The sequence below is a fragment of the Vibrio sp. St2 genome, from assembly GCF_947311885.1.
GTDB classification, from domain to species: Bacteria; Pseudomonadota; Gammaproteobacteria; order Enterobacterales; family Vibrionaceae; genus Vibrio; species Vibrio coralliilyticus.
This window is the reverse complement of sequence record NZ_CAMZNA010000001.1, coordinates 429,176-454,128: the sequence shown is the minus strand read 5'-3', so window position 1 is coordinate 454,128 and position 24,953 is coordinate 429,176. Positions and strand designations below refer to the sequence as shown.

The 24,953-nt window shown below is 44.7% G+C and carries 26 protein-coding genes; 5 read left to right on the top strand and 21 right to left on the bottom strand.

Annotated features, from left to right (window positions below; translation table 11 throughout):
* Positions 1 to 126 precede the first annotated feature (126 nt).
* Both QMA41_RS02035 and QMA41_RS02030 read right to left on the bottom strand, forming a co-directional pair.
* Positions 127 to 1,128 (bottom strand): metal-dependent hydrolase, encoded by a 1,002-nt coding sequence (locus tag QMA41_RS02035; RefSeq protein ID WP_281628713.1) that lies wholly within the window; start codon positions 1,126 to 1,128, stop codon positions 127 to 129.
* Between the two features lie 70 nt (positions 1,129 to 1,198).
* A complete protein-coding gene (locus tag QMA41_RS02030) occupies positions 1,199 to 2,050 on the bottom strand; it encodes an MBL fold metallo-hydrolase (protein WP_031342684.1) in 852 nt (283 codons plus the stop codon).
* 532 nt (positions 2,051 to 2,582) lie between these two features.
* Between QMA41_RS02030 and QMA41_RS02025 the strand changes: the two genes are divergently transcribed.
* Positions 2,583 to 3,725, top strand: a complete 1,143-nt coding sequence (locus QMA41_RS02025; protein WP_165579628.1) for a gamma-glutamyl-gamma-aminobutyrate hydrolase family protein — start codon at positions 2,583 to 2,585, stop codon at positions 3,723 to 3,725.
* Positions 3,726 to 3,843: 118 nt separating this feature from the next.
* On the opposite strand, the gene QMA41_RS02020 is transcribed toward QMA41_RS02025, so the two are convergent.
* On the bottom strand, positions 3,844 to 5,409 hold the full coding sequence (locus QMA41_RS02020) for a hypothetical protein (RefSeq protein WP_281628712.1): 1,566 nt from the start codon (positions 5,407 to 5,409) through the stop codon (positions 3,844 to 3,846).
* On the opposite strand from QMA41_RS02020, the gene QMA41_RS02015 reads away from it, so the two are divergent.
* Positions 5,408 to 5,569, top strand: coding sequence for a hypothetical protein (locus QMA41_RS02015; RefSeq protein WP_021458135.1), 162 nt, complete (start codon positions 5,408 to 5,410; stop codon positions 5,567 to 5,569). The genes QMA41_RS02020 and QMA41_RS02015 overlap by 2 nt on opposite strands.
* Before the next feature lie 49 nt (positions 5,570 to 5,618).
* Here the strand turns inward: QMA41_RS02015 and QMA41_RS02010 are convergent, their stop codons facing one another.
* Positions 5,619 to 7,433 carry a hypothetical protein gene (locus QMA41_RS02010; protein ID WP_165579627.1) on the bottom strand — a complete coding sequence of 605 codons (1,815 nt, stop codon included), beginning with the start codon at positions 7,431 to 7,433 and terminating at the stop codon, positions 5,619 to 5,621.
* Positions 7,434 to 7,729: 296 nt separating this feature from the next.
* On the opposite strand from QMA41_RS02010, the gene QMA41_RS02005 reads away from it, so the two are divergent.
* Positions 7,730 to 7,855: a hypothetical protein gene (locus QMA41_RS02005; RefSeq protein ID WP_021458131.1), complete on the top strand. Its 126-nt coding sequence runs from the start codon at positions 7,730 to 7,732 to the stop codon at positions 7,853 to 7,855.
* A gap of 395 nt (positions 7,856 to 8,250) precedes the next feature.
* Here QMA41_RS02005 and QMA41_RS02000 read toward each other — a convergent pair whose 3' ends face one another.
* The 12 genes from QMA41_RS02000 to QMA41_RS01945 form a co-directional block, all read right to left on the bottom strand.
* The gene (locus QMA41_RS02000) at positions 8,251 to 9,429 is read right to left on the bottom strand and encodes a hypothetical protein (protein ID WP_281628711.1); all 1,179 of its coding nucleotides are present in this window, start codon (positions 9,427 to 9,429) and stop codon (positions 8,251 to 8,253) included.
* A gap of 20 nt (positions 9,430 to 9,449) precedes the next feature.
* Positions 9,450 to 9,929, bottom strand: coding sequence for a type III secretion protein (locus tag QMA41_RS01995; RefSeq protein ID WP_281628710.1), 480 nt, complete (start codon positions 9,927 to 9,929; stop codon positions 9,450 to 9,452).
* 68 nt (positions 9,930 to 9,997) lie between these two features.
* Positions 9,998 to 10,588 (bottom strand): pathogenicity island effector protein, encoded by a 591-nt coding sequence (locus QMA41_RS01990; protein WP_019274669.1) that lies wholly within the window; start codon positions 10,586 to 10,588, stop codon positions 9,998 to 10,000.
* A 14-nt stretch (positions 10,589 to 10,602) separates the two neighbouring features.
* Positions 10,603 to 12,042 carry a type III secretion system translocon protein gene (locus tag QMA41_RS01985; RefSeq protein WP_019274670.1) on the bottom strand — a complete coding sequence of 480 codons (1,440 nt, stop codon included), beginning with the start codon at positions 12,040 to 12,042 and terminating at the stop codon, positions 10,603 to 10,605.
* Positions 12,035 to 12,508: a SycD/LcrH family type III secretion system chaperone gene (locus tag QMA41_RS01980; RefSeq protein ID WP_038511426.1), complete on the bottom strand. Its 474-nt coding sequence runs from the start codon at positions 12,506 to 12,508 to the stop codon at positions 12,035 to 12,037. The genes QMA41_RS01985 and QMA41_RS01980 overlap by 8 nt, the downstream gene beginning before the upstream one ends.
* Before the next feature lie 9 nt (positions 12,509 to 12,517).
* Positions 12,518 to 13,309: a secretion protein EspA gene (locus QMA41_RS01975; protein ID WP_281628709.1), complete on the bottom strand. Its 792-nt coding sequence runs from the start codon at positions 13,307 to 13,309 to the stop codon at positions 12,518 to 12,520.
* Positions 13,310 to 13,357: 48 nt separating this feature from the next.
* Positions 13,358 to 13,933, bottom strand: a complete 576-nt coding sequence (locus QMA41_RS01970; RefSeq protein ID WP_006962244.1) for a secretion protein EspA — start codon at positions 13,931 to 13,933, stop codon at positions 13,358 to 13,360.
* Positions 13,934 to 14,204: 271 nt separating this feature from the next.
* Entirely contained in the window at positions 14,205 to 14,549 is a 345-nt protein-coding gene (locus QMA41_RS01965; RefSeq protein ID WP_281628708.1) for a hypothetical protein, read from the bottom strand.
* A 56-nt stretch (positions 14,550 to 14,605) separates the two neighbouring features.
* Positions 14,606 to 14,794 carry an EscE/YscE/SsaE family type III secretion system needle protein co-chaperone gene (locus QMA41_RS01960; protein WP_006962246.1) on the bottom strand — a complete coding sequence of 63 codons (189 nt, stop codon included), beginning with the start codon at positions 14,792 to 14,794 and terminating at the stop codon, positions 14,606 to 14,608.
* An 8-nt stretch (positions 14,795 to 14,802) separates the two neighbouring features.
* Entirely contained in the window at positions 14,803 to 16,008 is a 1,206-nt protein-coding gene (sctD, locus tag QMA41_RS01955; protein WP_281628707.1) for a type III secretion system inner membrane ring subunit SctD, read from the bottom strand.
* A 12-nt stretch (positions 16,009 to 16,020) separates the two neighbouring features.
* Positions 16,021 to 17,475 (bottom strand): EscC/YscC/HrcC family type III secretion system outer membrane ring protein, encoded by a 1,455-nt coding sequence (locus QMA41_RS01950; protein ID WP_281628706.1) that lies wholly within the window; start codon positions 17,473 to 17,475, stop codon positions 16,021 to 16,023.
* Positions 17,472 to 17,861: a hypothetical protein gene (locus QMA41_RS01945; RefSeq protein WP_038159322.1), complete on the bottom strand. Its 390-nt coding sequence runs from the start codon at positions 17,859 to 17,861 to the stop codon at positions 17,472 to 17,474. Before QMA41_RS01945 ends, QMA41_RS01950 begins: the two co-directional genes overlap by 4 nt.
* Positions 17,862 to 18,067: 206 nt before the next feature.
* Here QMA41_RS01945 and QMA41_RS01940 point away from each other — a divergent pair, with 206 nt between their 5' ends.
* Both QMA41_RS01940 and QMA41_RS01935 read left to right on the top strand, forming a co-directional pair.
* A complete protein-coding gene (locus QMA41_RS01940; RefSeq protein ID WP_281628705.1) occupies positions 18,068 to 20,848 on the top strand; it encodes a two component system sensor kinase in 2,781 nt (926 codons plus the stop codon).
* Positions 20,849 to 20,862: 14 nt separating this feature from the next.
* Positions 20,863 to 21,303, top strand: coding sequence for a hypothetical protein (locus QMA41_RS01935; RefSeq protein WP_281628704.1), 441 nt, complete (start codon positions 20,863 to 20,865; stop codon positions 21,301 to 21,303).
* A gap of 71 nt (positions 21,304 to 21,374) precedes the next feature.
* Here the strand turns inward: QMA41_RS01935 and QMA41_RS01930 are convergent, their stop codons facing one another.
* From QMA41_RS01930 to sctR, 5 genes are all read right to left on the bottom strand, one after another.
* The gene (locus QMA41_RS01930; RefSeq protein ID WP_227495683.1) at positions 21,375 to 22,049 is read right to left on the bottom strand and encodes a two component system response regulator; all 675 of its coding nucleotides are present in this window, start codon (positions 22,047 to 22,049) and stop codon (positions 21,375 to 21,377) included.
* Between the two features lie 139 nt (positions 22,050 to 22,188).
* Positions 22,189 to 23,241: an EscU/YscU/HrcU family type III secretion system export apparatus switch protein gene (locus QMA41_RS01925; RefSeq protein WP_281628703.1), complete on the bottom strand. Its 1,053-nt coding sequence runs from the start codon at positions 23,239 to 23,241 to the stop codon at positions 22,189 to 22,191.
* 2 nt (positions 23,242 to 23,243) lie between these two features.
* The gene (gene sctT / locus QMA41_RS01920) at positions 23,244 to 24,026 is read right to left on the bottom strand and encodes a type III secretion system export apparatus subunit SctT (RefSeq protein WP_281628702.1); all 783 of its coding nucleotides are present in this window, start codon (positions 24,024 to 24,026) and stop codon (positions 23,244 to 23,246) included.
* Positions 24,027 to 24,296 carry an EscS/YscS/HrcS family type III secretion system export apparatus protein gene (locus tag QMA41_RS01915; protein WP_006962254.1) on the bottom strand — a complete coding sequence of 90 codons (270 nt, stop codon included), beginning with the start codon at positions 24,294 to 24,296 and terminating at the stop codon, positions 24,027 to 24,029. It abuts the gene before it with no gap.
* Complete coding sequence (sctR, locus tag QMA41_RS01910) at positions 24,293 to 24,943, bottom strand: type III secretion system export apparatus subunit SctR (RefSeq protein ID WP_006962255.1); 651 nt, start codon at positions 24,941 to 24,943, stop codon at positions 24,293 to 24,295. Before sctR ends, QMA41_RS01915 begins: the two co-directional genes overlap by 4 nt.
* Positions 24,944 to 24,953 lie beyond the last annotated feature (10 nt).

Below are 24,953 nucleotides of genomic sequence, written 5' to 3'. Positions count from 1 at the left end.
AAACTTGTTCTAACGTGTTATTTAAGTAAATCAGGACGACAAGCGATCGCGAAAACACACTCGGATTTGGCGTTCAAGTTATTGTTTTAAGATAACATTCATTTCACTACTGCGATATCAAAGCCATTAAAAATCAACCAACATGTTCCAAAATCGTTGTCTAGTCGCGGGAGAATTGTCTCGGTGTGTGATGTACTGCGCGTGTGATTCCGAAGTCGCTGCAGGGGAAAGTTTGATACTCCACATGGGATCAATCTGGTTTGGTAGCATGGAATAACGGACATCAATAACGCTCAGTTTGTCATTTGGGTGGATAGCTAGATAACCGTTTGAAAAGTGGCAAAAGCGCTCAAGATCTTTAGCCTGTTGTGAATTCTTCTCTAGCCATGGAAGATCTCTATTGATGTCAAACTTGGCAATTGATTCGCCGCTATAAACTTTGGTAGAACTACCTACCCTAATGGCGTCTACGTGATAGTGTTCGTCTGTTTCATAAATCACTTTCCACACCAGTATATTAGCAAAGCTCGGTTTCACCTCCATTCGGTTTGGAGAATGATTTCGCTCTTGGGCCAATTGCCAGCCTTCATTGTAAGCTCTCTCTTTTTGTATGATGCCTAGGGATAGATAGGTTAACCCCCATAGCAAAGCGATCCTTGCTCCCCAAGGTGTTCGCTTTCGAAACGTAACGGCAAGGCATATCAAAATCGGTAAAGTAAAAATGGGGTCGACCACGGACACCATGTTCCATGCATACCGCTCTTGAGAAAAAGGCCAAAGCAACTGCGTGCCGTAGGACGTACAGGCATCAAGCAACGCATGGGTACTAAAGCCAAGTGCGCAATATAACCAGCTTTGACCAAACGCTAGCCCACACCTTCTAGCGAAGATCCAATGCAAGACCAAAGCACAAAGCAAGCTACCGAAAGGGATAAATAGAAGAGAATGGGTAAACTGTCGATGATACTCCAGAAACAATAAAGGATCGTTAGAAGAGCGAATGAGGACGTCCAAATCTGGTGACATCCCTGCAAACATGCCCAAACCACCGGCAACAAGTAAGTGCTTTTTATTGCATACTGACTGAGGCAAAGCAGCCCCAATTAACCCCTGCGTAAACGGATCCATGTTTCTACAAACCTGTACTCTTTTAAGAATCGAATCATCGAAATTTGTCCGAGTTTCAATTGGATAATGTTTAGTTAACTTGCGGTTTGCTCGCTTTCTGTTGTTCCTTTGTCGCTAAGTCTACTTGTTGGTCAACGAAGTTGAAAAAGTTATCTTTGCTAATAAAAGGGTTATTAGAGCTCTCCTCACCCACTCTATCTCGGTTGGAGAACAGATTGTTTTTATGAGGGTGATTAGACAAGTTAACCGTTACAACTGGGCTACTCTCGGCGATTTTTTTGATTCTTTTCATGCTCGCGAAGTATTGCTTAGCGAGAGCAGGATTTTGGAAATTGACTCCATGCCCACCAACGACAAAAGCGCGATATTCGCTTCCGCTATCTTTAACTAAGAAATCAATCGACAAGTCACCTTCGGTATGCCCTGGCGTGATGTAAAACGTAAACTTTGTGTCGCCTAACAAAACTTCAGATTTATCTTCAGCAAATTTAAAGACTTTCGGTGGCATGAATTTATTTTCACCTTTACTCTTTTCTGATTGCTTTTTAGTTAGTTCTAAGCCCTTTTCTGTCATGATCACTTTTGAATTGTAGATGGATTGGAGAAACTCTGCCCCACCCACATGATCGGAATGTCCATGCGTTACAATAATATAGCTCACTGCTTTATCACCTAACCCTAACTTCTGTAAGTTTTGGGGAATCCATTTACTGTACGGAAAATCAAGGGTATCAATAATCACTAAGCCAGATGACGTATCTATCGCATAGGAAGAAACCCATTTGTCGCCAATATAATAAACGTTGTCGAACATCTTAAACGGCTCAATATAGCCGTTCTCAGCACTCATCTTAGGTATACTCGTTTGAGAAAATGTTGATGCTGAGAAAAACACTGTCATCAAACATAGAACTAAGCGCATTCCTTTATCCCTAATGCCAATCAATAGCCAAAGTTCCACCGCCTTTGCCATTTTAGAATTAAACGTTGGTGTTTAGTTTGGCAAGCCTACCATACTGGATGTACAGACAGCACGTTATTATATGCATTTAGCTTAACATTCAATTACTTGGTATGTCGCTTAACTACCACACCCTGCTCATACACCAAATGAAAATTATCGACTCGAGAAATAATGACAAAATGTCATAGAAAGACAGAATTTATAAAAACGTCTAAGAATCATTCACAAGCGATTCTAGCTGAGGTATACCTTACATCAATTCCAATTAAGCAGCTCTACATCTATCCATATTGCTGACTGAACACCCTAATAGTTATCTACTCCTCATTAAAGTTGATCACAGTTCTAAAAGTTATTGGAATACTGCGATATAGCCGCAGCTAAAGTAAGAAAAATCACACATTTTTCAAGGTACTGATACTGCTATATTACTTTGCTGAAGGTAATTGAGATATCGATACGTCAAAGGCAATTAAACAGGTATGTTCTCATGAAAGTAAAAATCGGGGTTACATTCAGGACTGACAACAGAGGTAAAGCGCATTCTGACTATGATTGTGTCGCTATCAACAGTATCAACTTGTTAAAAAATGACAAGGGAGACCCCCTTTTTCCTTTTACGGTGGAAGCTGTTACTTTGCCAAAAGGCGTTTCTGGCTCTGAGACTCCAATCCATGATGCTTCATGGACGGATCTCGATGGTATCGATATGCTTTATATTCCAGGCGGGCCTTTTGCAAACGACACCCAAGTGGCCACATCCGAAGAATCATCTACTGACCATTTAAAAGAAAAAGACTTTAATCGAGTGAATCCAAGCCCGACTAAAGCATCTGATATTCGCAAGCACAAAGAACACCAATTCCGCACTCAGTTTGAGCTCAAGATGATTGGTTACGCCAGACAGCGTGGTATTCCTATTCTTGCTGTTTGTGCTGGTTCTTGGCGCTTATTAGAAGCATACGGTGGCAAAGTCAGAACGATGGAACTCAATGAGAGAGCGGTTCACCACAACCCCAAAAACCCTTGGAGTATCTCTCATGCCGTTAAGTTACTTGGCGGCAAAATGCTAACTCAACTCATGCACAAAAAAGGAGTCAGCCCTTCAGATTTAGCGAAAGTAAACTCCACCCATTGGGCTGTAGCCGTAACAAGAGATCACCTATTAGAAAGTCGTGACTCAGGCACAACTGAAGCCAGTCGGCATTTAGAAATCAGCGCTGTATGTCAGGATACGAAAACGGTCGAAGCCTTTGAATCTTTATATGGCACGCCTGTTTTAGGAATCCAGTGGCATCCAGAATCTTATTTACCCACTATGCCCGGTTTACCCGATACGCCAACTGATGAGGCATATCAGACAGCCATGAAAAGTCAGGCAATATTCTCTTTCATGGTTTGGGCAGCCTATGTCAGGCAAAAAGGCGTTCAGTCAGTCGCTGACGAGGTAAGAAAAGAACATGCCGCCTACCAACACCTAAAAACGGCCAAAGGTCTGTACACGAATAAAGATTTCGATAATGGACGTACGGCGATAAAACAGGCTGAAATTGCACTTCGCCCAGATGCGTGGACACCTAGGATGAAAAGGCTTCGCCAGGAGCTGTTAAAACTGATGGAGGCTCCCAATTGAGGCTGAAGACACACCTCTAATTAGACAATGATTTGGCAACAAGCCCCTAACTTTACTGCGCTCATACATTGAGAGATGGCAGCGTACCGATGAGACCGCTGCCATTCCAATATTTTTGTTACTTCCAGGGGTGAGCGGGTTGTTCAGGACCCGATGCCCATTTGTAGCAACCACCGCCGGATTGTTTGCCGCCATCGCCGCAACTATTAAGCTCATAGCATTGTTGCTTGCTCAGCTCCCCTTGAGGTGCTGGCACCCAGGAGAAATTGTCATAATTCTCCATCCAATAACAGCTTAAGCTGGGCAACGGGTTCGCCAGACTAAAAACAAATGAATAGTCGGTGGCGTAAGACTTACCCAACTCCTCTTCGGCTTCCTGAGCCACACTGGCATAAGCATGACAAGACAAACAGTTAAAACCCTGAGCATAGGTTTCCAGCATAGTGTTTGCCACGGGGACTTCACTCAAGGTTGGCGTTGCGCCGCTGGTAGATAGCGGTGTAATTGGTGGCTTTCCTGGAGGTGAATTGTCATTAACTGCCGCTGAAGACCAGAGGGTATTCACCAGTTGGTAGTTAGCGAAAACAGAGCCGGCGTTGGTCTCTGTAATCAGGGCCTGAGCGGCGGCATTAATGGAAGCCACTTTATTGTCTGTGGTGTCTTGGATCTTAAACAAGCGAGAGACCTGGATAGGATACGGATTACAGTCTTTCGTACCATCTAGATAAAATGCGGGTGAGACATTAACGTCACAGCTAGTTTTAGTGGTAGGCACATCATTGACCGTTTTCGCAGTACATTGGGATGGAACGTCCATCTCCGTGCAACTTTCGGAATAAAAGTTGTAATCACCCAAGTTTTTGGCAGTTGCTAGGTCAGCGTTGTCTGGTGCGTTCATTTTATGTTCAAAAGTTGCCCATATCCATTGTGGTTGGGATGCGGTCTTATGGATAATGTGCAACCCTACTAAAGCGAGGGTTTTATCACTGCATGTTTGTGTAGTTTCATCGTAAACAGATGCTGTAGTGAGCTTATAATCTGTCTTCCAGTTGCCTGTCTCAGGGTTTTCCACTTCCAGCCAAGCAGCTTTTAGTTCTAGTCCACCCAGAGTAACATCATCCGAGGGCTTCACCCCAATACCCAGAGGCATTGCGATGTTTTTGTTAGCTTTGATCATATCTACCTGACCATTGGTGTTGTACAGCTCATTATCTACGATGAAATCGTACTGGTCCTTGCTGAACAAGATCTCGTAATACACCAGATTGCCACGTTTGTCAGCCAGCCAGTTGGGATTATCACTGGGGAATGCCTGAGCCATATCTCCGGACATATTGAAGGTACCACCACTTCCCTCGGAGATACTAGCCTTACGGGAAGAGCTCATGATGCGGTAGGCTTTGTCATCGCTGACGCAGCTTTCCGGTGTAGGTCCATCTCCCCAGGGGGATGTGCGCGCACCAAAGGCTTTGGGTTTTGCACCGTTAGGTAAAAACACAGCATCAGAGTTAGCGTAAGTTTCCCATGTCGATACTGGTTGCGTATTTCCACTACCCGGTTTGCCAAAGTCTGTAGCCTTAGCACTGGAGCTGGGCTGTCCGGGAGTTTTAGTATCGGCTGGCCAGTTGAGACCAATGAATACCTGCCAGGCAAAGCAGTTCACACCATTTTGTGAGGTGATCATGGTGTCGCCTGGCACAAAGTCAGATACGGATGGTGCATTTAAGCAGGAAAATGAAGTCAATGACTGTTGTGATGATGAGCTACCAGAAGATGTAGTGGTGGCCATGGAGGCAAACGTGCAGCTGACAACCGTTAATGCACAGACAGCAGCTTTCAAATAACGCATGTTTTTTTCCTTGTTCAGGTGGTGAATTTCCATGATTGGCCCTCCTATGCATTGATGTAGATTAAGCCTGGCATGGGCTGGGCTGCGTCTGTCGACGCAGGGTTTTTGAGAACGAGCCCTCGAAGTCCAGCTGTCGCAAAGGCCGAGACACTCACTGTGATGTAAAAGTTGAAGTAGCCCCCCTGACTACCAGAACCACCACCCACAGGCGTACCGTCTGAGGTCAGTACTTTATTAACCACGACACTTACGTTGGGGTCAATAGTCGTACCATCACGTTCATATACTTCGAGGGTTGCTGTATTGGCATTATCTGAATCACTTATGTAGTAGGCTTGCAACAGTACATCGGAATAGATTTCGCCTGCTTGCATCGTGACAGGCAATGCCACAAATGGAGGGTTGGGGTTGACGTTAGTCATGGCCTTGTAAACTGAATCGCCAATGAGAAGAGCGGGATAACCATTGGGCTCACCGGTTTTCTGCCCTACTGCAGGCAACGGTGTTTGAGGCTCAGCATCGCCCGCCGGCACAGCCGTAGCGGCAATACCTACTTTGAAAGTATCGGCAATTTGTCCTGCGTATTTAATGGCTTTGGGTTGTTGACTTGGGCCGCTACTACCACCTTCAACTAAAGTACCAATAGTCACATCTTCCAGGGTATAGCCCTCTGGTGCTGAAAATCGCATGTGCAGGATCTGATCATAGGTTTGTCCGTCCTCTCCAGCACGACGACCACGTACTACACTAAACCAGTCGTCAACGGTGGTTCCTTCCGGAAATGTATAATTACTAAAGTCCGGGGCCTGTAAATACAATCCAAGTGGGTTGGTCAGCATAATTTTGACGCCAACGTTTTTAACCACCTGATTCACCTGCTGGCCAATGTGGGGATCACTGTTACGATAGGGGCGTCCAAAGGCACCAGCACACACGAGGCTTTGCATGTTGTAGTTCTCAGGAGCTAGGTCTCTAAGAAGAGTTGCCTGAGAAGCCAGTAGGATTTCAGCGCCAATGGTATTGGGCGGACTGGTCAGGTGAATTGCTCCGCCGCCATCTTTTGTGGCAATGGTACCGCTATTCCATTTGTTAAGTGGATTATAAGCTGGGACCCCAGTGAAGGGATCGTTAACAACATTCCCGTTTTCATCAGTGAGCTGTAAATCTTCTACTTTGACGACGTTACCGGTGTTGAGTAACTCGTTATATAGATCTGCCACTCTTTGCGGTGACACCTTCCAAAGGGTGTACCAGTATTCAGGGTTTTCGCAGGTATAGTTGATTTGGGTAATTTGGCCCTTGTCATTTCTCACTACAGACCATTCACAATACTCATCCAGCCAGCCTCTTGGTCCAAGTGGATCGTAACCATTCCAGGAATCTGGTAGTTCAGTTGAATCACTGGTGACATCTCCCCATGACATTTGCGGGCAAGTTTTTTCTGGTATTTTAAAGGGAAGTCCATTGTTGGTTGGAAACTTGGGCAGTTTACCTGAGTAATCCACATCACCAAAATCAGCTAGATGAAACACTTCGCCATCTGTCATGTTGTAGGGGCTTTTTTCATTGGCTGAAAAATAGATTTTCAGACGGTTTGGAAATGCCGTCCAAAACACTGATTCAACGACATTGATGGCAAGTGGAAATTGAATATCTGTCCTGTTGGCATACCAGTCGCAAGGGGCCTGATAGGTTGCCGTCCATGGGTTGCTAACAATAGCAGCTTGGTTGGCAGCATCCAAACCTGTGTTCCACAATTCATCCAGCTTATTCTGTAGTGTTGGATCATTGGGAAAGTCTTGCACTAATGCAGGGGTCAGATAAATATTGGAAGAATCCGCGTTATCGTTTCCATTCATGAGTAATATCCTATTTATTAAATAGACAGGTAACTGTTTATAAATTCCCTTCAGGAATCATATAGAATATGTACATGGTTTCATATTGTGCAAATTGTTTCTTTCTTTTGATGTGTTGTAATGGCGCAAGCTGTCGGTAAACCCTACCTAATTGATCAAGTAACCTGAAGGGGCTTCTCCTCAGTGGTTAGCACAACTTGTTTGAAAGGTGAATGAAGAAGGGGTCTAAGGTTTGCGTTTCTCTAGGCGGAATGAGCACTTATCACCGACATGCTAAGCAATAAAATTATCATCCTATGAACCGTAAACAACTGATTGAGCGTGTATCACAACAAGCAGAGCTCTCTGAACAAGAAGCGATAGCGTCACTAATTGTTATCATCGACGCCGTGATATTCCCTACGTTCAAAGGCGCCCACTGAGGGTATATTATGAGCCCAGATACTTGCCACTCCCAGCCTTGCACACCGAATGTGTTCCCTCTTCAACTTCAATGACAAACATTCTGTAGCTGTTTATAAAGCCATAGGCATTGCCGTGGCTTTGTCATCTCTGGAGCTAAAAACAGTTGTGCAGCAACCTTGTTGAACAATTAAGAAATAAGTGCGGAACGGTGGTTTCGTAATTTGGCTGCGGACTATTACCGCACTTATCGCTACGTGGGTGATTTTTATGGGCGGGCTGCACATTATCCCATTTTATCGAAGAGCTAACTGCCTATAAAAGGTTTGGGGCAAGAATGAGTTAGAGCAATCTGGCGAGATTATATCTGGGCGAGATTATTCTTAGCCCAGATTGATTTCCTATCTTTCACTATTTACTGAAGCAGAAGAGCAAGTTGACGAATATCAGGGCTCACATCATCTGAAAGCATCAATTGATTTAGTTTCTGTTGAAAGTTATCAATGACGTGATTTCTCTTTTCTAAATCCTTTCTTAACGAAGCATTAGCCGCATTTTTCGCGGCCAACAACATTGCGTGAGACTGCTCCTGTTGCTTAGCTTTCTCACTAGCTAGGTGAAGTTTTTCGTCTTTGTCTTGAACTTCACGGGTACGATCATCCCGCTCTTGCTTGACTGAGGTCAACTCATCAGACAAGCCAGACACCTTCGTAGACAGGCCAGAGATTTTACTAGACATCGCCGACGTCCTCATAGACGTCGCGCCAGACATCACTTCAACTGTAAGTTGGGATTTGATCTTATCTTTATGCTGTTTGAGTTCGTTGTCCGCTTTTTCCTTCGCCTTCTTGGTATTGTCTAAGTTAAAGCCCAGTATCTTGTCCCCTGCTGCACCAGCCCCAAGTTTGGCTAGCTTAGTCGTCGACATCACACTGCCCGCCGTACCAAGTACTGACGGCACAGAAACAGTGCCAGCGAATAGTGTGCCTATTGTCAGCCCAAGTCTTAGTACAGCCGAGGTGGCTTTGGACCAGTACTGCGCTCGGTCATCATTCATACCCATTTTTTCAAGCAGTTTATACGTTAAATTCGAGATGGTATCTGAGCCCATTTTCAGCCCTTCACCACCATGCGCTTTGCTATACCAATCTGCGGCTGCACAGCCTGCATCGGAAACCGCTAGCGCAAATGCCACTCCCGCCGCAGCGACAAGTGGCACTCCTAGTCCACCACTAAAGACAGTTGCAGCAATAGCCAGCCCTAGTCCCACTCCCGCTATCGCAACGTTAAACAGCTCTTTAAAGAATGTACATTTTGCTACGTCTACCCCAGCTTTCTTAGCCTGATCATAGAGAGCCGTTGATTTTTCGAGCAGTTGTTTGGATTCTGTCGTCGAGGTTTCATGATTGCTTAAATACTCTTTCTGAGCTGGTGTGATGGCTAAATCTAGATGATCGACCGTATCCGCTTGGTTTTGTAAAGGCACTTGTGAAATATCAAAGCTTCTTGCCTCTTGCTTAGGGGAAGATTTCGGCATCTCTAAGTCTAAATAATTGAGGCCAGCAAGCTGTTGAGAAGAGATCTCTATTGGCATGGTAATACTCCTACTACTTGTTAATCAGTAATCTCATCGAGTAATGACTGAGCAAGCGCACGAATCTCCGGTTGCTCCGGAATAATAAAGCTTTGCTCAATACAGGTGTGCAACGCATCTATCGCTTCTGGCTGCTTTTCCAGCGATAGATAACATTGACCGATTCTGAAGGTTACCCCAGCGTCACATGCATTCATTAAGGTCGAATAACCGTAGAAGATCAGCGCATGTTCAAATTGATCTAACGCGTGCAGCGTGGAGGCCATACCAAACATGTATTCGCGTCGCCAAGGATTGTTCATAACCAGATAAGTAAAATGTGTCAGAGCACCGGGCATATCTTCTTCTTGATATCGCTCCAGTGCGCTTTGATATGCCAGATCTAATTCTGACTCTTCAACACCATTTAATTGCGCCAGAGTTTTATGCCCGTTAACGACGTCCTGGATGGATTCGGCAACTTGATTAATGTCGACTGGAAGGAAATTTGTATTTGTCATGAGATATTCCATCATCGGTAAGGCACCGAATGAACGGTGCCCTACATTTGGTTTACGTAAAGAACGGATTAGTTGTGAACCGCTGATGCGATGCGCCCATGAAGTTCAACTAACTCTTTGACCAATGAACGCATCTGCTCTGAGATTTGACGTGCTTTATCACTGAGTTCGTTTACATTTTTGGCGTAGTTTTGGGCGTTCATTGCTTTGAATTCGCCGTCCATTTTTTCCATCTCAGCGTCTTTAGTAATGGAAGCTGAAACCATAGAGCCAGCCCCATCAACACTTTTTCCGAGTGCCTGACCTAGGTGTGTCGCGCCTTCACCAAATTTTGACGTTGCTCCGACACCGACCATACCAACGACTCCTGACAGGATCTGTAAGCCACCTGACCAAGCTGCAGATTCAAAAGCACTCTTAATTGCATCTCGTTTAGTGTCCATCGACGCTTTTTGCACATCCCATCCAAGTAATTGCTGCTTCTGGTTATACTCTTGAAGCACGTTGCGCAGTTTTTTAAAGATCTCTGCCAGTTTGACAATCAGTTCGTTAAGCTGAGCAATCGCATCCATCGCTTCACTGCCAGAGACATCATGGTCGTAGCTCGTAGAGCTTGCTGCATTCGCTGGTGCGTTATTTGAAACTTGTACTTCACTCATAATTTCCCCCTTAGCTACACTGCTGATGTGGCAATGCGAGCCTGTAACATGCCTGTTTCATTGATCACTTTGCTTGCACCATCTAAGGTGTCGCCTTGTTTATCAACTAAATCTTTGATGGTTTTGGATTGCTGTTCTTTGGCTTTGTCGTACCAGTCGTAGCAGAACTCCATCAGGTTTTGTTTCAGGATCAAATCTTCAATTTGTTTTTGAAGTTTGGCTTTTTCTTCAGTCACAATGCCGCTGGTGATGGCTTTGCCAGACCCGGCTGATGCACGAATAAGATCAAGTGAGGTATAGGTACACGCTTTGATGACGGTTTTGATGACTTCATTGCGTACCATAGTAGTGACCTGTTTAGTGATCTCTTGGGCAGTAACCTGCGCACCTTTCTCGATGGCCGCAGTTGCCGCTTTTTCTACCGATTTAGTCACAAGTTGCTGGATCGCTTCTTCACTGAATGCTTTACCTAAAGACTTAGCGATTTGACCACCCCGTTCCGCGACTTGCTCTACGCCCTTGCTGACGCCACTCATTAACTGTTTGCTGACCTGCTCTGCCACTTGTTCGGAGACTTGTTTACCAACTTGCTGCGCAATGTTTGTGACTTCCTGAGTGGAGCCTTTACCGATACTTTCGACTAGCTTCGGTGCGGCTTCTTTCATTGCCGTTTCTGTGCCTTTGGCGATAGAGCGAGTGGCTGAAATAGCTCGGCCTGCCTGGAAGATATCCAGTGCCATGCCCACGATCTCGGCACCCAACTGCACTTTACCGGCGACATCAATGACTTTCTGACATTTCTCTTTGTCCGCTCCACACAGAATTGCCGTTTCCGCAGCGGCTTTGACCATTCCGGCAATGCCTGCAGTGAGGTAAGCCGCGCCACTAGCCATATCCAATGCCCCACCTGCAACATCTCCTACGGCTATTCGCGCGGCACCTTCAATCAGTTTGAATACGCCGACAATGGCTTCCACAGCACCGACAATCCAGTCGAAGATCGCACCGAAGATACCGCCTTTATGGGCTTTCTCTGCTTGCTCGATTCGCTTAGCGAGCTGTTCCTGGAACTCTTTGACTTGCTGATCACGGAGTACGGCTTGAGTATCCGTCATTAGTCGACTGGCTTTAGCTGCTGCATTCGCTGTATCACCAAAGGTTTTAAGTCCTAGATTGGCTGCCATAAGAACCATGTCGTTCATGGAAGCTTTTTCTAGCTGACTTACTGTGACGTTGTCACCCTTGTGAAATGCCGATAGTACGCGCTGCAATGCCTGACTTGCTATGTCTGAGCTGACCACGCCCGTTTTTGTTTCGCGGTCAATTACATCAACAAGACCACCCGGTGTTCCAGACGAAGGCAAACGTGCTTTGGTTTCCTTACTTTTATCAAGACGCTCAGTTTCCGAAGTGCCCGTTACTGGCATTTGGGTATTGAAGTTAACACTAGTCATGATGCACCTCCTGAGTAAATTGAGCTAAGGCTTTGTTGGCCTTCTCGGCTATTTCATCCCAAACTCCGTCTGGGTGACAATCGCATACGCGTAATGCCGCTTTGTAGGATTTAATGGCGTACTCTTTATTACCAACAGCCAGATAGTTATTGCCTGCATAGTAAGGGCTACGAGGGTCTTCCACTTTGATGATGCCTGCACGACCAAAACAGAAAATCGCTTCTTCGTGTTCTTTGAGTTGCTGGCAACATGTGCCTAGTGCAAAGAAGTAATCAAAGTTCCACTGATCAATTTTCATTAGTAAATAGAAGATTCGCTTGGCACCTTCGTAATCCCCGTAGTTCATTAGCTGGGTTCCGTATCGATACAGAAGATCGAGATCTTTCTCTTCAACGTCAGCCAACATTTTTAACGAACCGCCTTGTTGCAAGAATGTCTGCAAGGTTTCAAAGTCTTTCTCTACCATAACGGCCCCCTATCGGATGTTTTGAGCAATGGACTTGTTCATCTCTGCCAGCATGGTTTGCATACTGTTCAGCAGGCTGACAGTGACATTGTAGGTTTGCATGATTTTCTGAAGCTGTAGCTGTGATTGGGAAACGAAGTCGGATGCACGGTTAGAGACTGTGTCGAGTGCCGCTTTTACCGCTTTGAGTTTGCCCTGATCTAGGCCACCGGCTGCTTGCAGAGTGTCTGCGATGTGCTGCATGTGTTCTTTGTTGATACGCTGACCAGACATATAGCCCACTTCAGGTAGGCTCCAGATGTAGTCGCAAGCCCGCTTTCCATCAACTTTAATACCGTGTTGATCCATATAAGTCACAACGTCCTGCCAGCTGTATGACTGCATACCCTCTGGGCCACTGGCGTCAATTTTTGCTTTCAACTTGTCGAGATATTTAGCTGATGGATCGTTGGTTTTGAGGTAGTCACTAATAGACTTACCGTCGACTGAGAAACCATTGTCCTTCATATACTTCACGACTTCAGGTGGTAGCTGACCTGTTGCTTTGTCGCCCTCTTTAGCAACTCGGGCAATCACTTCGTCAACACGGTTTGCCATGTCCTGAGCAGAGCGAGATACATCCGCTTTGGCTTGCATCTGACCGTATTTAGCATCAGCTAATTCAGACAGAAGATTCATGAATAAATATAATACCGCAGCACCACCTGATAATACGCTATCGCCTTTAATAGCATTTTCAATTTCTACTTTGTCATTTTCTTTAGACAAAGGAGCACTCACGCTGTTATCAACTTGAAGCATAACAACTCCTTACTATTATTTTATTGAACAGATTTATCGTTTAAATAATTAGCGAATATTCTGAGCGATGGATTTATTCATTTCAGCCAACATGGTTTGCATGCTATTTAAAAGGCTGACGGTCACGTTGTATGTCTGCATCAATTTTTGTAATTGAAGTTGAGATTGTGAAACGAAATCTGACGCTCGATTCGATACGGTTTCTAGCGAGGCTTTAACCGCTTTGAGTTTGCCCTGATCTAGGTCCTTACCGTTAGCTTCTAGGTATTTATCAATGGTCTTGCCATCGACGGTGAACCCGTTGTCTCTCATGTAGTTAATTACTTCAGGAGACAGTTGTCTTGTCGCTTTATCGCCTTCTTTAGCAGCTTCCGCGACTTTTTCATCGACACGGTTTGCCATGTCCTGAGCGGTACGTGACACTTCAGATTTTTTCTGCATCTGAGAGTATTTGGCGTCAGCCATTTCAGACAGTAGATTCATGAACATATACAGCACAGCGATACCACCGGACAGTACAGTGTCACCACGTGATGCAATAGTATTTTTAATATCTTCACTTTGTTGAGAGTTGATGATGCTAGTACCTTGAGTACCTGATGTATCATTAAGATTAACAGCCATAATATTTTCCTCTTATTAATAGGTTATTACTACAAGCTGGGTTCTAAATTGGAAAATCACCATTTAGCATCTCAGTTTGTAATTCTATATTACCGCCCGTTTGATCTTTTGATTTCTAATATCCCCAACCAGTACAAATTGGTGGTTCGACCAGTTTGTTGAATATATTTTCAAATATTAAAACAGTTACAAAAAAACCGGCATAACAATATCGCTATACCGGTAAGGGACCACAGTGGTCATTGACGAATAAGAGATGAACTTTAGAGAGTTACATATATTTCTTTAACACTCGTTTTTTGGGCTTAGGAGATGATTCCGGCTGCTGATCTTCGGAATCTCCCATGGTTTTGAGCCCTTCCTCCAAGCTTTTAAAGTTGCTCTCAAGCTGGGTCACTTTCGACATAATGGCTTGCTGAGAGTTTTGAAAACCCTCGGGAAATGCCTGATTCAGCTTTTCTAATTTTCTACGTGCATCTGGATCATGCGCAGATTTTTCGACCAAAACCTGAATTTCACTCTGCAGTTGTTCGAATTCCTTCATTTGTTCAGCAAGCATACTGCGACGGCTGTTGAGGTCATCCATTACGGATTTAATGTCGTTGAATGTATCCATAATTTTCTCCGGTTTTTAAAGTGGTACGGTAGAGTTCGTTTGATGTATAGAGCTTGTTACTGATATCGCTTAGCCAAAATACTGATCACGTCTTGAGCAGCGTAAATGGCATGGTAGAGACTTTCCGCAGTCTGTTTTGATCCTTTATTCAACTCATTTCGAGCCGCTTCTAACTGAGAAATCAATTCGTCTTTGCTTTCAGGATTCTCCTTAAGCGTGGATTCCAGTTGTGTAATTCGAGCCATAACGCCTCCTATAAAATGAATGGTATGTGTATAAGTTCGCCATCTCGACTGAGGTCTAGCCCTTTCAAATCAATGTGACTTACCACATAACCGCTATCGAGTTTGCTGTTCAATTTAAGTCGAGTTCCGTTGCTAAGCTCCACAAATGGGTGGCTGCTGTTACCACCAAAACTGACGATTTGCCCAGACAGATAACGGGATAAATTGTCCCTTACTGGGATGTTCTCAAATCGGACATCAATGCTTTGGCCTGTGTTCGCCATCAACTCACTACTCACCTGGCGAATCTGACTGCGGACATCATCTTGAAACTGCCCCGTTACCATGATGCTGTCTTGACGACGTTCCACCATCAGGCCTTGAAGTAGCCCTTTGTCTCTAAGTGCTTCAATGAATTTTTGCACATAGCCACCAATATCGTTTGCCACTTGCCAGTGTTTAAGCCCTTGAACTTGTTCTAATTCACGAGTCACTTTGTCCCACTTTTCACCAGATTGAATCGCACCTGAAATTCTGACTTCACCCATTCTTCGTGATGGAAGAACATTGATGTTCTGATAACCATTTGCGCTCAATACCGACTCAACGTTGCTGATCAATGTATCGGTACAAACCGCGGAGTTGGTGAAACGTATCGAATGCAGTTTCAACCCTTCTTTTAACTTGGCCATGGCGGTTGAGTTGTCGCAGTAACCTGTCAGCGTCACTACTCCATCAGGGCTCCAGTTTCCTTCAACCTGATGTAATGCCGGAACATTGAGTTGGTGTTGTAACCATAATTGCGGGTCGAACACGGGTTGTGTTTTAGCCGGTAACATCAAGGTAAATGCCATTAGAACGATGGTAATCAGTGTCATTGCCAGCAACACCATCTTTCTCCATCTGCTTTGGCTGGTTTTTACATGCGCCGGTAACTTTTGCCACTCTAATGCTTGCTCTGCCTTTCCTATAACCAGGCCGACACCACAAATTTCTATCGGTTCTCCCATCGGTAAGGCTTCTTCGGTATTTGCCAGAGAGCCATTTGCCCAGACTTTAACTGTATCCCTGACAAACACACCTTTTTCATCAACCCTGATATTCAATAACTCACGCTCAGCAAGTGGCACCATGATGTCACCGCTAGGCCCCATTGAGAGATCGCCCTGAGGTAATCTCAGCTCTCTACCTTGCATTGGGCCTGTGAGCCATAAGAGTTTGGTACTATTTTCCATAGCCACTCCCACTTATTGATTGACGGGTTCTGCCTTAATTAGGAACAGACGCATAACGCTTTGTTTGCTGTGGTCTGTACTACGGAAAAGTCCTCCTAGTAGTGGGATATCACCCAGTAATGGAATTTTGTTTTCTACGGTATGGTCTTTGTCCTGAACGAAACCGCCCAACAATAGACTCTCACCAGTTTTTAGTGTGGCTTGCGTTGCAATTTCTGAGTTCTCAACCTGAGGTAATGGATCTTTACTACTCACGGGCTTTGCTTGTTGGCCATCTTGAATATTTAGTGACAGCATCACTTTTTTAAAGTTGTTCTCATTGACCAGTCTTGGTGTCACTCTTAAAAGCGAACCTGTAGTTACGGATTCCAACTTGGCTACCTTCTCTCCTTCAATCTTGGTATAGAAGGTAACGTTTTTATCCAACACAGCTTGAACATTGTTGAGTGTGACAACTGAAGGTCTTGATAGCACTTTTGCTTTTGAGTTCTGCTCCAGTGCATTGAGTCGAACCATGAAGTTCCCGGTGTTGCCAATCACCGTCGAGAAGTTATCGCTGCTCAAGCTACCTTGGTTGAAGGTGACACTCCCTCCGCCAAATTTCGCGGCGGCAGACCAATCGATACCAAGTTGATTAAAGTCCGAAGTGTCAACATCAATAATGGTGACCGAAACTTCAATCATGGTTGGCGTGATGTCCAATTGCTTTATCAACGAAGCATACATCGCCATATCCATCTTGTTGGTTCGAATGATCACTGCGTTTTGGCGCGAGTCTGCTGAAAAACTAGTTGTGCCTTGATTACTGGCATCAGGTCCTTCATCTTGCTCCATTTGTTTGAGCACAGAGACCACACCTGGTACCGTAACGTCTTGGCTACGGTAGCTATATACGGTGTCTGTTGCAGACGCGTATTTCAGTGGGAATATTTTGACCGACTTCTGTGATTGCGCATGTTGCTTAGAATCGTTGTCCAGTTGCTGAACATACTTACTCACTGTATTTACACATGCCGGAACCCCATTGACTTGGATTGCGTGCAAGCCTGAAATCGATGTTACCTCACATGCTACTTTGTCAATAAAACCCGCTTTCGCGATGTAGCGAGTCGCTTCCTGATTAGAGAGTGAAGACAGAGAAATTACCTCATTGGTGACCTCTCTCGCCTTGTTAACATGCAATAAATCCCCGTCATAGTACCAGACTAAGCCGTACTGCTGCGCAAGCATGGTTAGGATCTGTTTTGGTGTCTGACCATCGATTTGACCACTGAAAGACTCGCTAATCTGGCTGCTCACTTCCATTGGGATTCCATAGTTCTTGCCCACTTCTTCAATCACTGACTTCAAAGGCGTTCCACGGCTATAGAATACAAACGGTTCCCCATGCCATTGAACCGCTGATATCGGTTCAGCATGAGCAAAGTTGATCGTAAAAAGAAGTAACCAGCATAGTAATTTCTTCATAGTTTGCTCCTCCAAATACGAGGTTTGCTGGCTGGAACAGGCTTCAACAACTCTTGCTCCAGATATCTGGACAGTGCCAGTTGCATTTTTATAGAGGAAATCAGTGCTTCGTCGTCAAGCTTATTTGGGTAGCAGCGCCACAATACCCACTCATCATCACGATTTTCTAGGCTGCAATCCCAGCCTTCTTCACATACAGCGAGCACAAGAGACGCTTGCGTTGACCAAAGGCGGTTTTGTGGTGGCTCAATTTGCATACCGATCGTCACGTAATGCTCTGACTGCAACCATCGAAGTCTTCTGCTTGCGCATTGGCCTTGCCACTGGCTGTCATCTGATGCGCTATCCGTATCCAGATACCCCATCGCAATTAAACGTTCGATCATTGAGAACCTCTTTCTCTGATTTCGAATTCAGTATGTATCGAGAGGTTTTTGTTCGGTATCAGGTGAACACCTTAGTCTCACCTGAGGGGAAAAGTTTTATTATCTACATCAAGGTAAAGATGGATCTTACGTGATGCTTCACGCTAAGGTAGAAAGAGCGAATCTTGAAATGATTGCGTTAAAAATCAATGACTACAGGAGTAGACATGAAAACTCGTTGGAATTCTTCACTGGTTACCAAACTCACCATTGCTTTTATATCGGTGTTTGTCGGTCTATGGGTACTGATTCAGATAAATGCATTCGATAACACCTACAACGGAACCTTAAAGCAAACGCTGAAGAGTTACGACCAAATCAGTGAGATTCGAGCGCAGATGAATCGTAGTCTTTTCGCTCAAGCAAAGGATGATACCGAGCAATTTGAGCAGCGTCTTGAGCAGTTCCAGACTATCGAAGTAGACTCTAACGCTGAATTGGTCGCTCATCAGTTCAATATCGGTGATACCAATCTACCTATAGAGCGCAAACAACTTTGGGCGCTACAAACCTTTGGCATCGCAGGCCAGCAACGTTATGTAGATAGCTTCATTATTGAGCCGGACAGGCAAGTCTCTATTTATGCTGCTTCAGAAATTGAACGTTCTCACCTTGATCAACGAGTCAATGAGATCATCGACCTTTCTCAACTTGATACGGAAGACGGTTTTCGCTGGAGTGAACCCAAATACGATGCCAGTAGAAACAGCGTCTACATTCTCCTTAGTTACACCTTAAATCCGGAAGATGAGATGGCGCGTCAGGTTGGCTTCGCAATTGACATTAAAGACGTCGTCACTGTCTCCAATGTTTATACCAAAGGCGACCAAAATGTATTTCTTACACCAGAAGGCGTTGTACCGTTTCATGGTCAGTCTAAACCGGACGAACCAACCAAAGCTCAGTTGAATAGCCAAATCATGAAAGCCGGTGGCGTAGAAAATGTCGGAGAGTTTTTTGAAACCGACAATTATTATGTCGTCAGTAAGTTCATCGATGGCCCCGATTGGTTGCAGATTTCCATGGTACCCAAATCAAGAATTGAGAAGATGGCTTACACACCGTTCTACAACGAGCTCAAATGGTCACTGGTCTCTTTCGCTGTAATGATTCTGGTCATGCTGTGGATCTTGTGGAAATCACTCGCCCAAACCATCCGTAAATTTGTCGGCATCATTAAAAGTGACCGTCAGCCAACTTTTTCAAGGCGCTTACCAGAATCTAGGAAAGATGAACTTGGCGATATCGCTCGCGCCTACAACATGTTGCTCGATACGATTAAATCCAGCTATGACGAGCTTGAGTCTAAAGTTGAACAACGAACCGTTGAACTTGCTCATGCAAAACAACTGGCTGAAAAGGCGACTGCTCGAAAAAGCGAGCATCTGACCAACATCAGCCATGAACTACGTACGCCTTTGAATGGCATCACGGGTTCGCTTGAGTTACTTCGCAATACTCAGATGAATGAACAACAAGCTGACTTAAGAAATACGGCTTATACGTGTGCTAAATCCCTACTCAGCATCATTAACAACCTGCTCGACTTCTCCAGAATTGAAGCAGATCAGATTGAGCTTAATCTTGCTAGCAATCCCCTTCTCAAAGTAGTCGATGAAGCGATGCTGACGATTCAATCTAATGTCATCAACAAGCCTGTTGAGTTAAAAACCGTTGTTGCCGATAACATTCCTGAAAGCTGCATATTCGACCCAATCCGAGTAAGGCAAGTACTGGTTAACCTACTCGGCAACGCGGCAAAGTTCACAGAGCAAGGACACATCTTCCTCTACATTGATAGCAAAGATGACATGTTATATTTCACTGTCGAAGATACAGGGCCCGGTATTGCAGCTAATAAGCTGGATGAAGTTTTCGAACCATTCAGACAATCTTCCCAGCATCAGGTTGGTACCGGACTGGGGTTACCTATCTCTCGCAAACTCGCCAGTATCATGGGCGGTAGCTTGTCTTTGAAAAGTGAGCTTGGTGTCGGTTCAACATTTATTTTTGCTATGCCACTGACTGAACCTGGAATGCGACTACGCCTTAAACAAGGCGTCATTGATGCGCCAGAAAATCTACATACACAGATTTCACTTTGGGGCGGTGAATGTGTCGATAAACACTCGGAATCACTTCAAAATGATGAACTCAATTATCTGCCTTGGCGACTTTGGAAGCGTTTGTACGAAGTTCAGCATGGTATTTCAACCGAGAAAACCACCGTTCCCGCCAAGGAAATGTTGCCTTGGAAATTGAAAGTACTCTTGGTTGATGATGTTGAAACCAATCGCGATATCCTCACCAAAATGTTGGTTGAACTAGGCCAAGAAGTGATTTGCGTGGAGAGCGGTGAGCTAGCGTTGCAAACCGGCGAACGCCATATCTTCGATCTAGTATTAATGGATATTCGTATGCCAGGCATCGACGGCTATCAAGCGACGCAACTCTGGCGTGAAAGCGAGGCTATTCTCGATACCGACTGCCCTATTATGGCGTTAACGGCGAACGCCAATCACTCGGAACACGATCAGTCTATGCACCTGATGAACGGCTATCTCACCAAACCTGTTTCATTGAAGGAGCTGGCAAAAGCTCTTGATATCGCAGCAGAGATTCAGATAGATCGCGACATGCAGCCGGACATCAATACCGACTCAGATACCCCTATCATGGATTTTGCTGAAGAGGAATTTACCCAACGACTCGCCAATCACTTCAAAGATATGGCTCAAGCCGCGCGCGAGAGTTTAGCGGATCAGAATTGGCAAGAACTCAGAGACATATTACATAACGTAAAAGGAAGTGCTGGTCTCGCTGGTATCAATGATGTTTCGAGCGCTGCTGCCGATCTAGAAAAGCAATTGGAGCAAACTAATCATATTGAAAGCGAAGAACTTGATCCGCTGCTCCTCGCTTTAGAAAACTATCAATCACGTTCATAGCGAAGTAGAAAAATATGACATACGAACAATGGGATGCAATTGCTGATGCCTACATTCCACTTATAGGTTGCATTAGCCTGATCGTAATCCTGATTACGAGTTTTAGGTCTGGTTTGAGAACCAGTACTAAGCAGCTGCTCGCAACTTTAGTATCAACGCTGTACATCTATGCACTGATGTTTGCAGATAACTATTTCCAAATTTGGCCTTCATTCGGGATGGACTATAGCACCCACACTGCGTTAGCACTGGTGTTCGTCACCTATCTGTTTACCCATAGCAAAGCACTAAAATGGGTAAGCGTGGCTTCAATGATCGCCTATGCCATTTTGATGATGTACCAACACTATCATACGTTTTCAGATATCATCACGACTGCACTCTGCGTTTTACCCGTGCTTTGGCTTTGTCAGACTCGGTTTGTAAAAGGGTTAAACACACAACCTTGTGCCTAACCAATTAAGCATTAAAAAAACGGCGAATTCAGTAAAGGCTGAATTCGCCGTTTCGTTAAACTGTATCTAAGTTAGATACCCATCCTATGGGCCCATTTCATTAAATCGGCAACATTGTGCGCGTCTAGCTTACGCATAATGTTCATCCGATGGGTTTCTACGGTTTTTAGACCAATCAACAGGGCTTCAGCAATATCTCGATTACGTTTACCTTCGAAGATCAATTTGAGAACCTGCTTTTCCCGCGGCGTTAAAACCGGGATATCCCCTTCTTCAACACCACTTAGTGCCTCAATATGTTTGGCGTCCAAAGCTGGGTCGAGGAAACTCTTACCTCGTGTCACGCTCTTTATTGCTGCGAGCAGTGTACTCTTAGAACCATTTTTCAAAACGTAACCGTTTGAACCGGCATCTAACGCTTCTCGTGCTTTGCGCTCTTCTTCAGAGGCCGTCAATACGATGATCATCATATCCGGCCAACGTTTACGTAACTGTCGAATTGCCTCGACACCGGACATGCCCGGTAGGTTAAGGTCCATGAAAACCATATCAGGCTTGAGCTTAAGACACTCCTCGTATACCCCTAGCCCATCTGTCACGAATCCTACTAACTCCAAATTTGGATATGGAGAAAGGCAGCTTTTTAAACCGTCGAATATAAGGTCATGATCATCCACGACCAAGATTTTTAAATGTGAATACTCGCCAAATGTCATCGTCATTCTCCACGTCAGAAATCGATGCATATAAGGTTCAATATAACCAAACTGCTACGAATTTATTGTTGTTATCGATATTCAATCTATCATTCAACGTGAAGTTATCAAGGGCGTTTTTCATTTAAGTGACATGGGTTCTCATAACGAGGCAGATCGCAGGGCGCGTTTAGTCTTCTCCATCGTCGTAAGAGACGTTCATCACCACGCGAAGTAACTCAGCAACAGGCTCAAACAATGATTCGGGAATGACCTGACCGGGCTCAACTTGATGATACAAGGCACGTGCTAGCGGAATGTTTTCAACCAGCGGAACCTCATGTTTCTCCGCCATTTCAACAACATGTAGGGCCATATGTTCTTGCGCTTTGTCTAAAACTAACGGCAACGGTGTTTCACCCGGTTGGTAATATAGGCATACCGCAATGTGTGTAGGGTTTCGGACAATGACTGTCGATTTTTTCACATTGGAAACCAACGATCCGTTCGCTGTTTCTCGTTGCAGTTCGCGACGTTTCTGCTTCACTTCAGGGTTACCCTCTGTTTCTTTGTATTCCTGTTTAGTGTCTTCTTTCGACATCTTGAGCTGTTTCATTGTCTGGAAATGGACGAAAGCGTAATCCCCAACGGAAAAGACAAGGTAACAAACAAGGAAGGCGCCCCATAACCATTTGATCAGAGTGAAAATGATCTCAACACCGCAATCTACACCACATGTAGGTAAATACTGGAACATATTCACATGCTGATGCAGCAGGTAATAAAAGACCAGACTGAGAACCAAAATCTTGAGCATGTTCTTACACAGCTCAAACAAGCTTTTCATTGAGAAGATGTTCTTTGCATTGTTGATGACATTCACTTTGTTAAAACTTGGTTTTAAGCTTTCAGACGCCCAAACCGGCCCCGTCTGAACCATGCAGCTAAACGCGACGGTAATCAACAAAATAAAGACCAACCCAGCAATAAATTGAATAAGGATATAAACAAACGCCGCAACAACGGTTTCTGCCGCCACTTTAAGTGGCAAATCGATAGAAGTAATGGCGAGATCGATCATTTTCCAAATCGCCTCCATCATGCCCTGCCCTTCAATAATGAAGTAACCGAGAATCACCGCCATCTGAAAGCCTGTCACAATCTCATTGCTTTTGATGACTTGGCCTTTTTTTCGCGCATCACGTAAGCGTTTTTGGGTTGGTTTTTCGGTTTTCTCAGCCATACCTAGCCCTTAAATAATTGGAACAGCGTTGAGATGTTGCTTTCAAACTGATTTATTTGATTGAGGTAGTGAGACAGTGCGAAATGCATGCTCACCAAAAGTAGAAAGACGACTAAAATGCTTTTTATGGGCATCGATAGGAAGAAAACGTTGAGTTGCTCAACAGACCGGTTAACCAAGCCAAGCGCAACATCAACCATGATCATGACGACCATTGCAGGCAGTGCAAAGCTCAAGCACATGTCAGACATCATCTGCCACTGTTGGCTGATAAATGACAGCAGGTCCTGATTAAAAGACAAGGCTGACTCAGGAGGTAACACGGTATAGGACTGGTATAGAGCGGTTAACAAGGCGTTAAAACCACCAGATACCAGAAATAACACTCCGAGTATCTGTGTGAAGAACATACCAAACACTGAGGATTGTAACCCCATCAACGGGTTGAGTACCGTCGACATCGATGCACCGCGCATTGTATCGATAACAAACCCGGCCATATCAATCGCCCAGAATGGAATGGCAGCACAGAAACCAACAATCAGGCCAATTAAGAGCTCTTCACCGTAAATTAATACTAGTTCTGTCAATGATTTAGCTACAAAGTCAACTGGGTGAGCTTGCATCATCGGGATGATGGGCAATGCAAACATCAGTACCAGTGTATTGCGAATCAACCCGCTTCCCATCGCTCCACCTTTGAAAAGCGGTAGCATTATCATCATGCCCAGTGGTCGCATCATGCAAAGTGCTAGAATCGGAACATATTGCATCAGGGTTGCCATTTAGCCCCCTATGTATCCAATCTGGTCGAAAGCCAGTCCGGCGTAGTTGAGCAGAGTGCTCCCCATCCAGTGATAGCTCACGGCAAGTGTGATGCAGACAGCCACCAATTTAATAAGGAATTGCAAAGACTGGTCTTGTATCTGCGTCAGTGCCTGAAACAAACTCACCAGAATCCCCACGGCAGAAGCCACAACGACTACAGGTAAGGAAAGAATGAGAACCAACCAAAGCAATTCAGACGTAAAATGGATAATCACCGCTTCGTTCATGAGAAAGACCCCATCAGTTGGCCAATCAGTTTGTCCCAGCCACCCATTAGTATGAAAATCAATAGCTTGAATGGTAAAGCAATCGTCATTGGCGATACCATCATCATGCCCATCGCTAGCAAGATGTTAGAAACGATTAAGTCGATGGCGACAAACGGTAAATAAAGCAAGAAACCAATTTTGAATGCTTCAATCAATTGGCTCATGGTAAACGCCGGGACCATAACCAGCAGTGAATCTTTGGATAGTTCGCTTTGGTATTGTTCAGGCCAGATTTTGTGCCCAATCTCAGAGAAGAACTGAATTTGGGTATCACTGGTGTTGTGGCTGAGAAATTGATGATATGGCGCGATTATCTGATCACTGATTTGGCTAAACACTTCCGGTGACGCCCAATCCACAGGATGCGCGGCCAAATTATCTCGAATAGCTAAACCAACAGGCGCCATCGTAAACATTGTCAGAATTAGCGCTAAACCATAAATTGCCATATTAGGCGGGATTTGCTGAATACCCAGAGCATTTCGCAACATGGACAGCACGATCGAAAGTTTTAAAAATGATGTCCCCATGACCGCAAACAATGGCAAAAGTGACATAAAAAATAATACTGCGATCAGTTGAATTGGATTATCCAGTAAGGCCATAAACACCTCC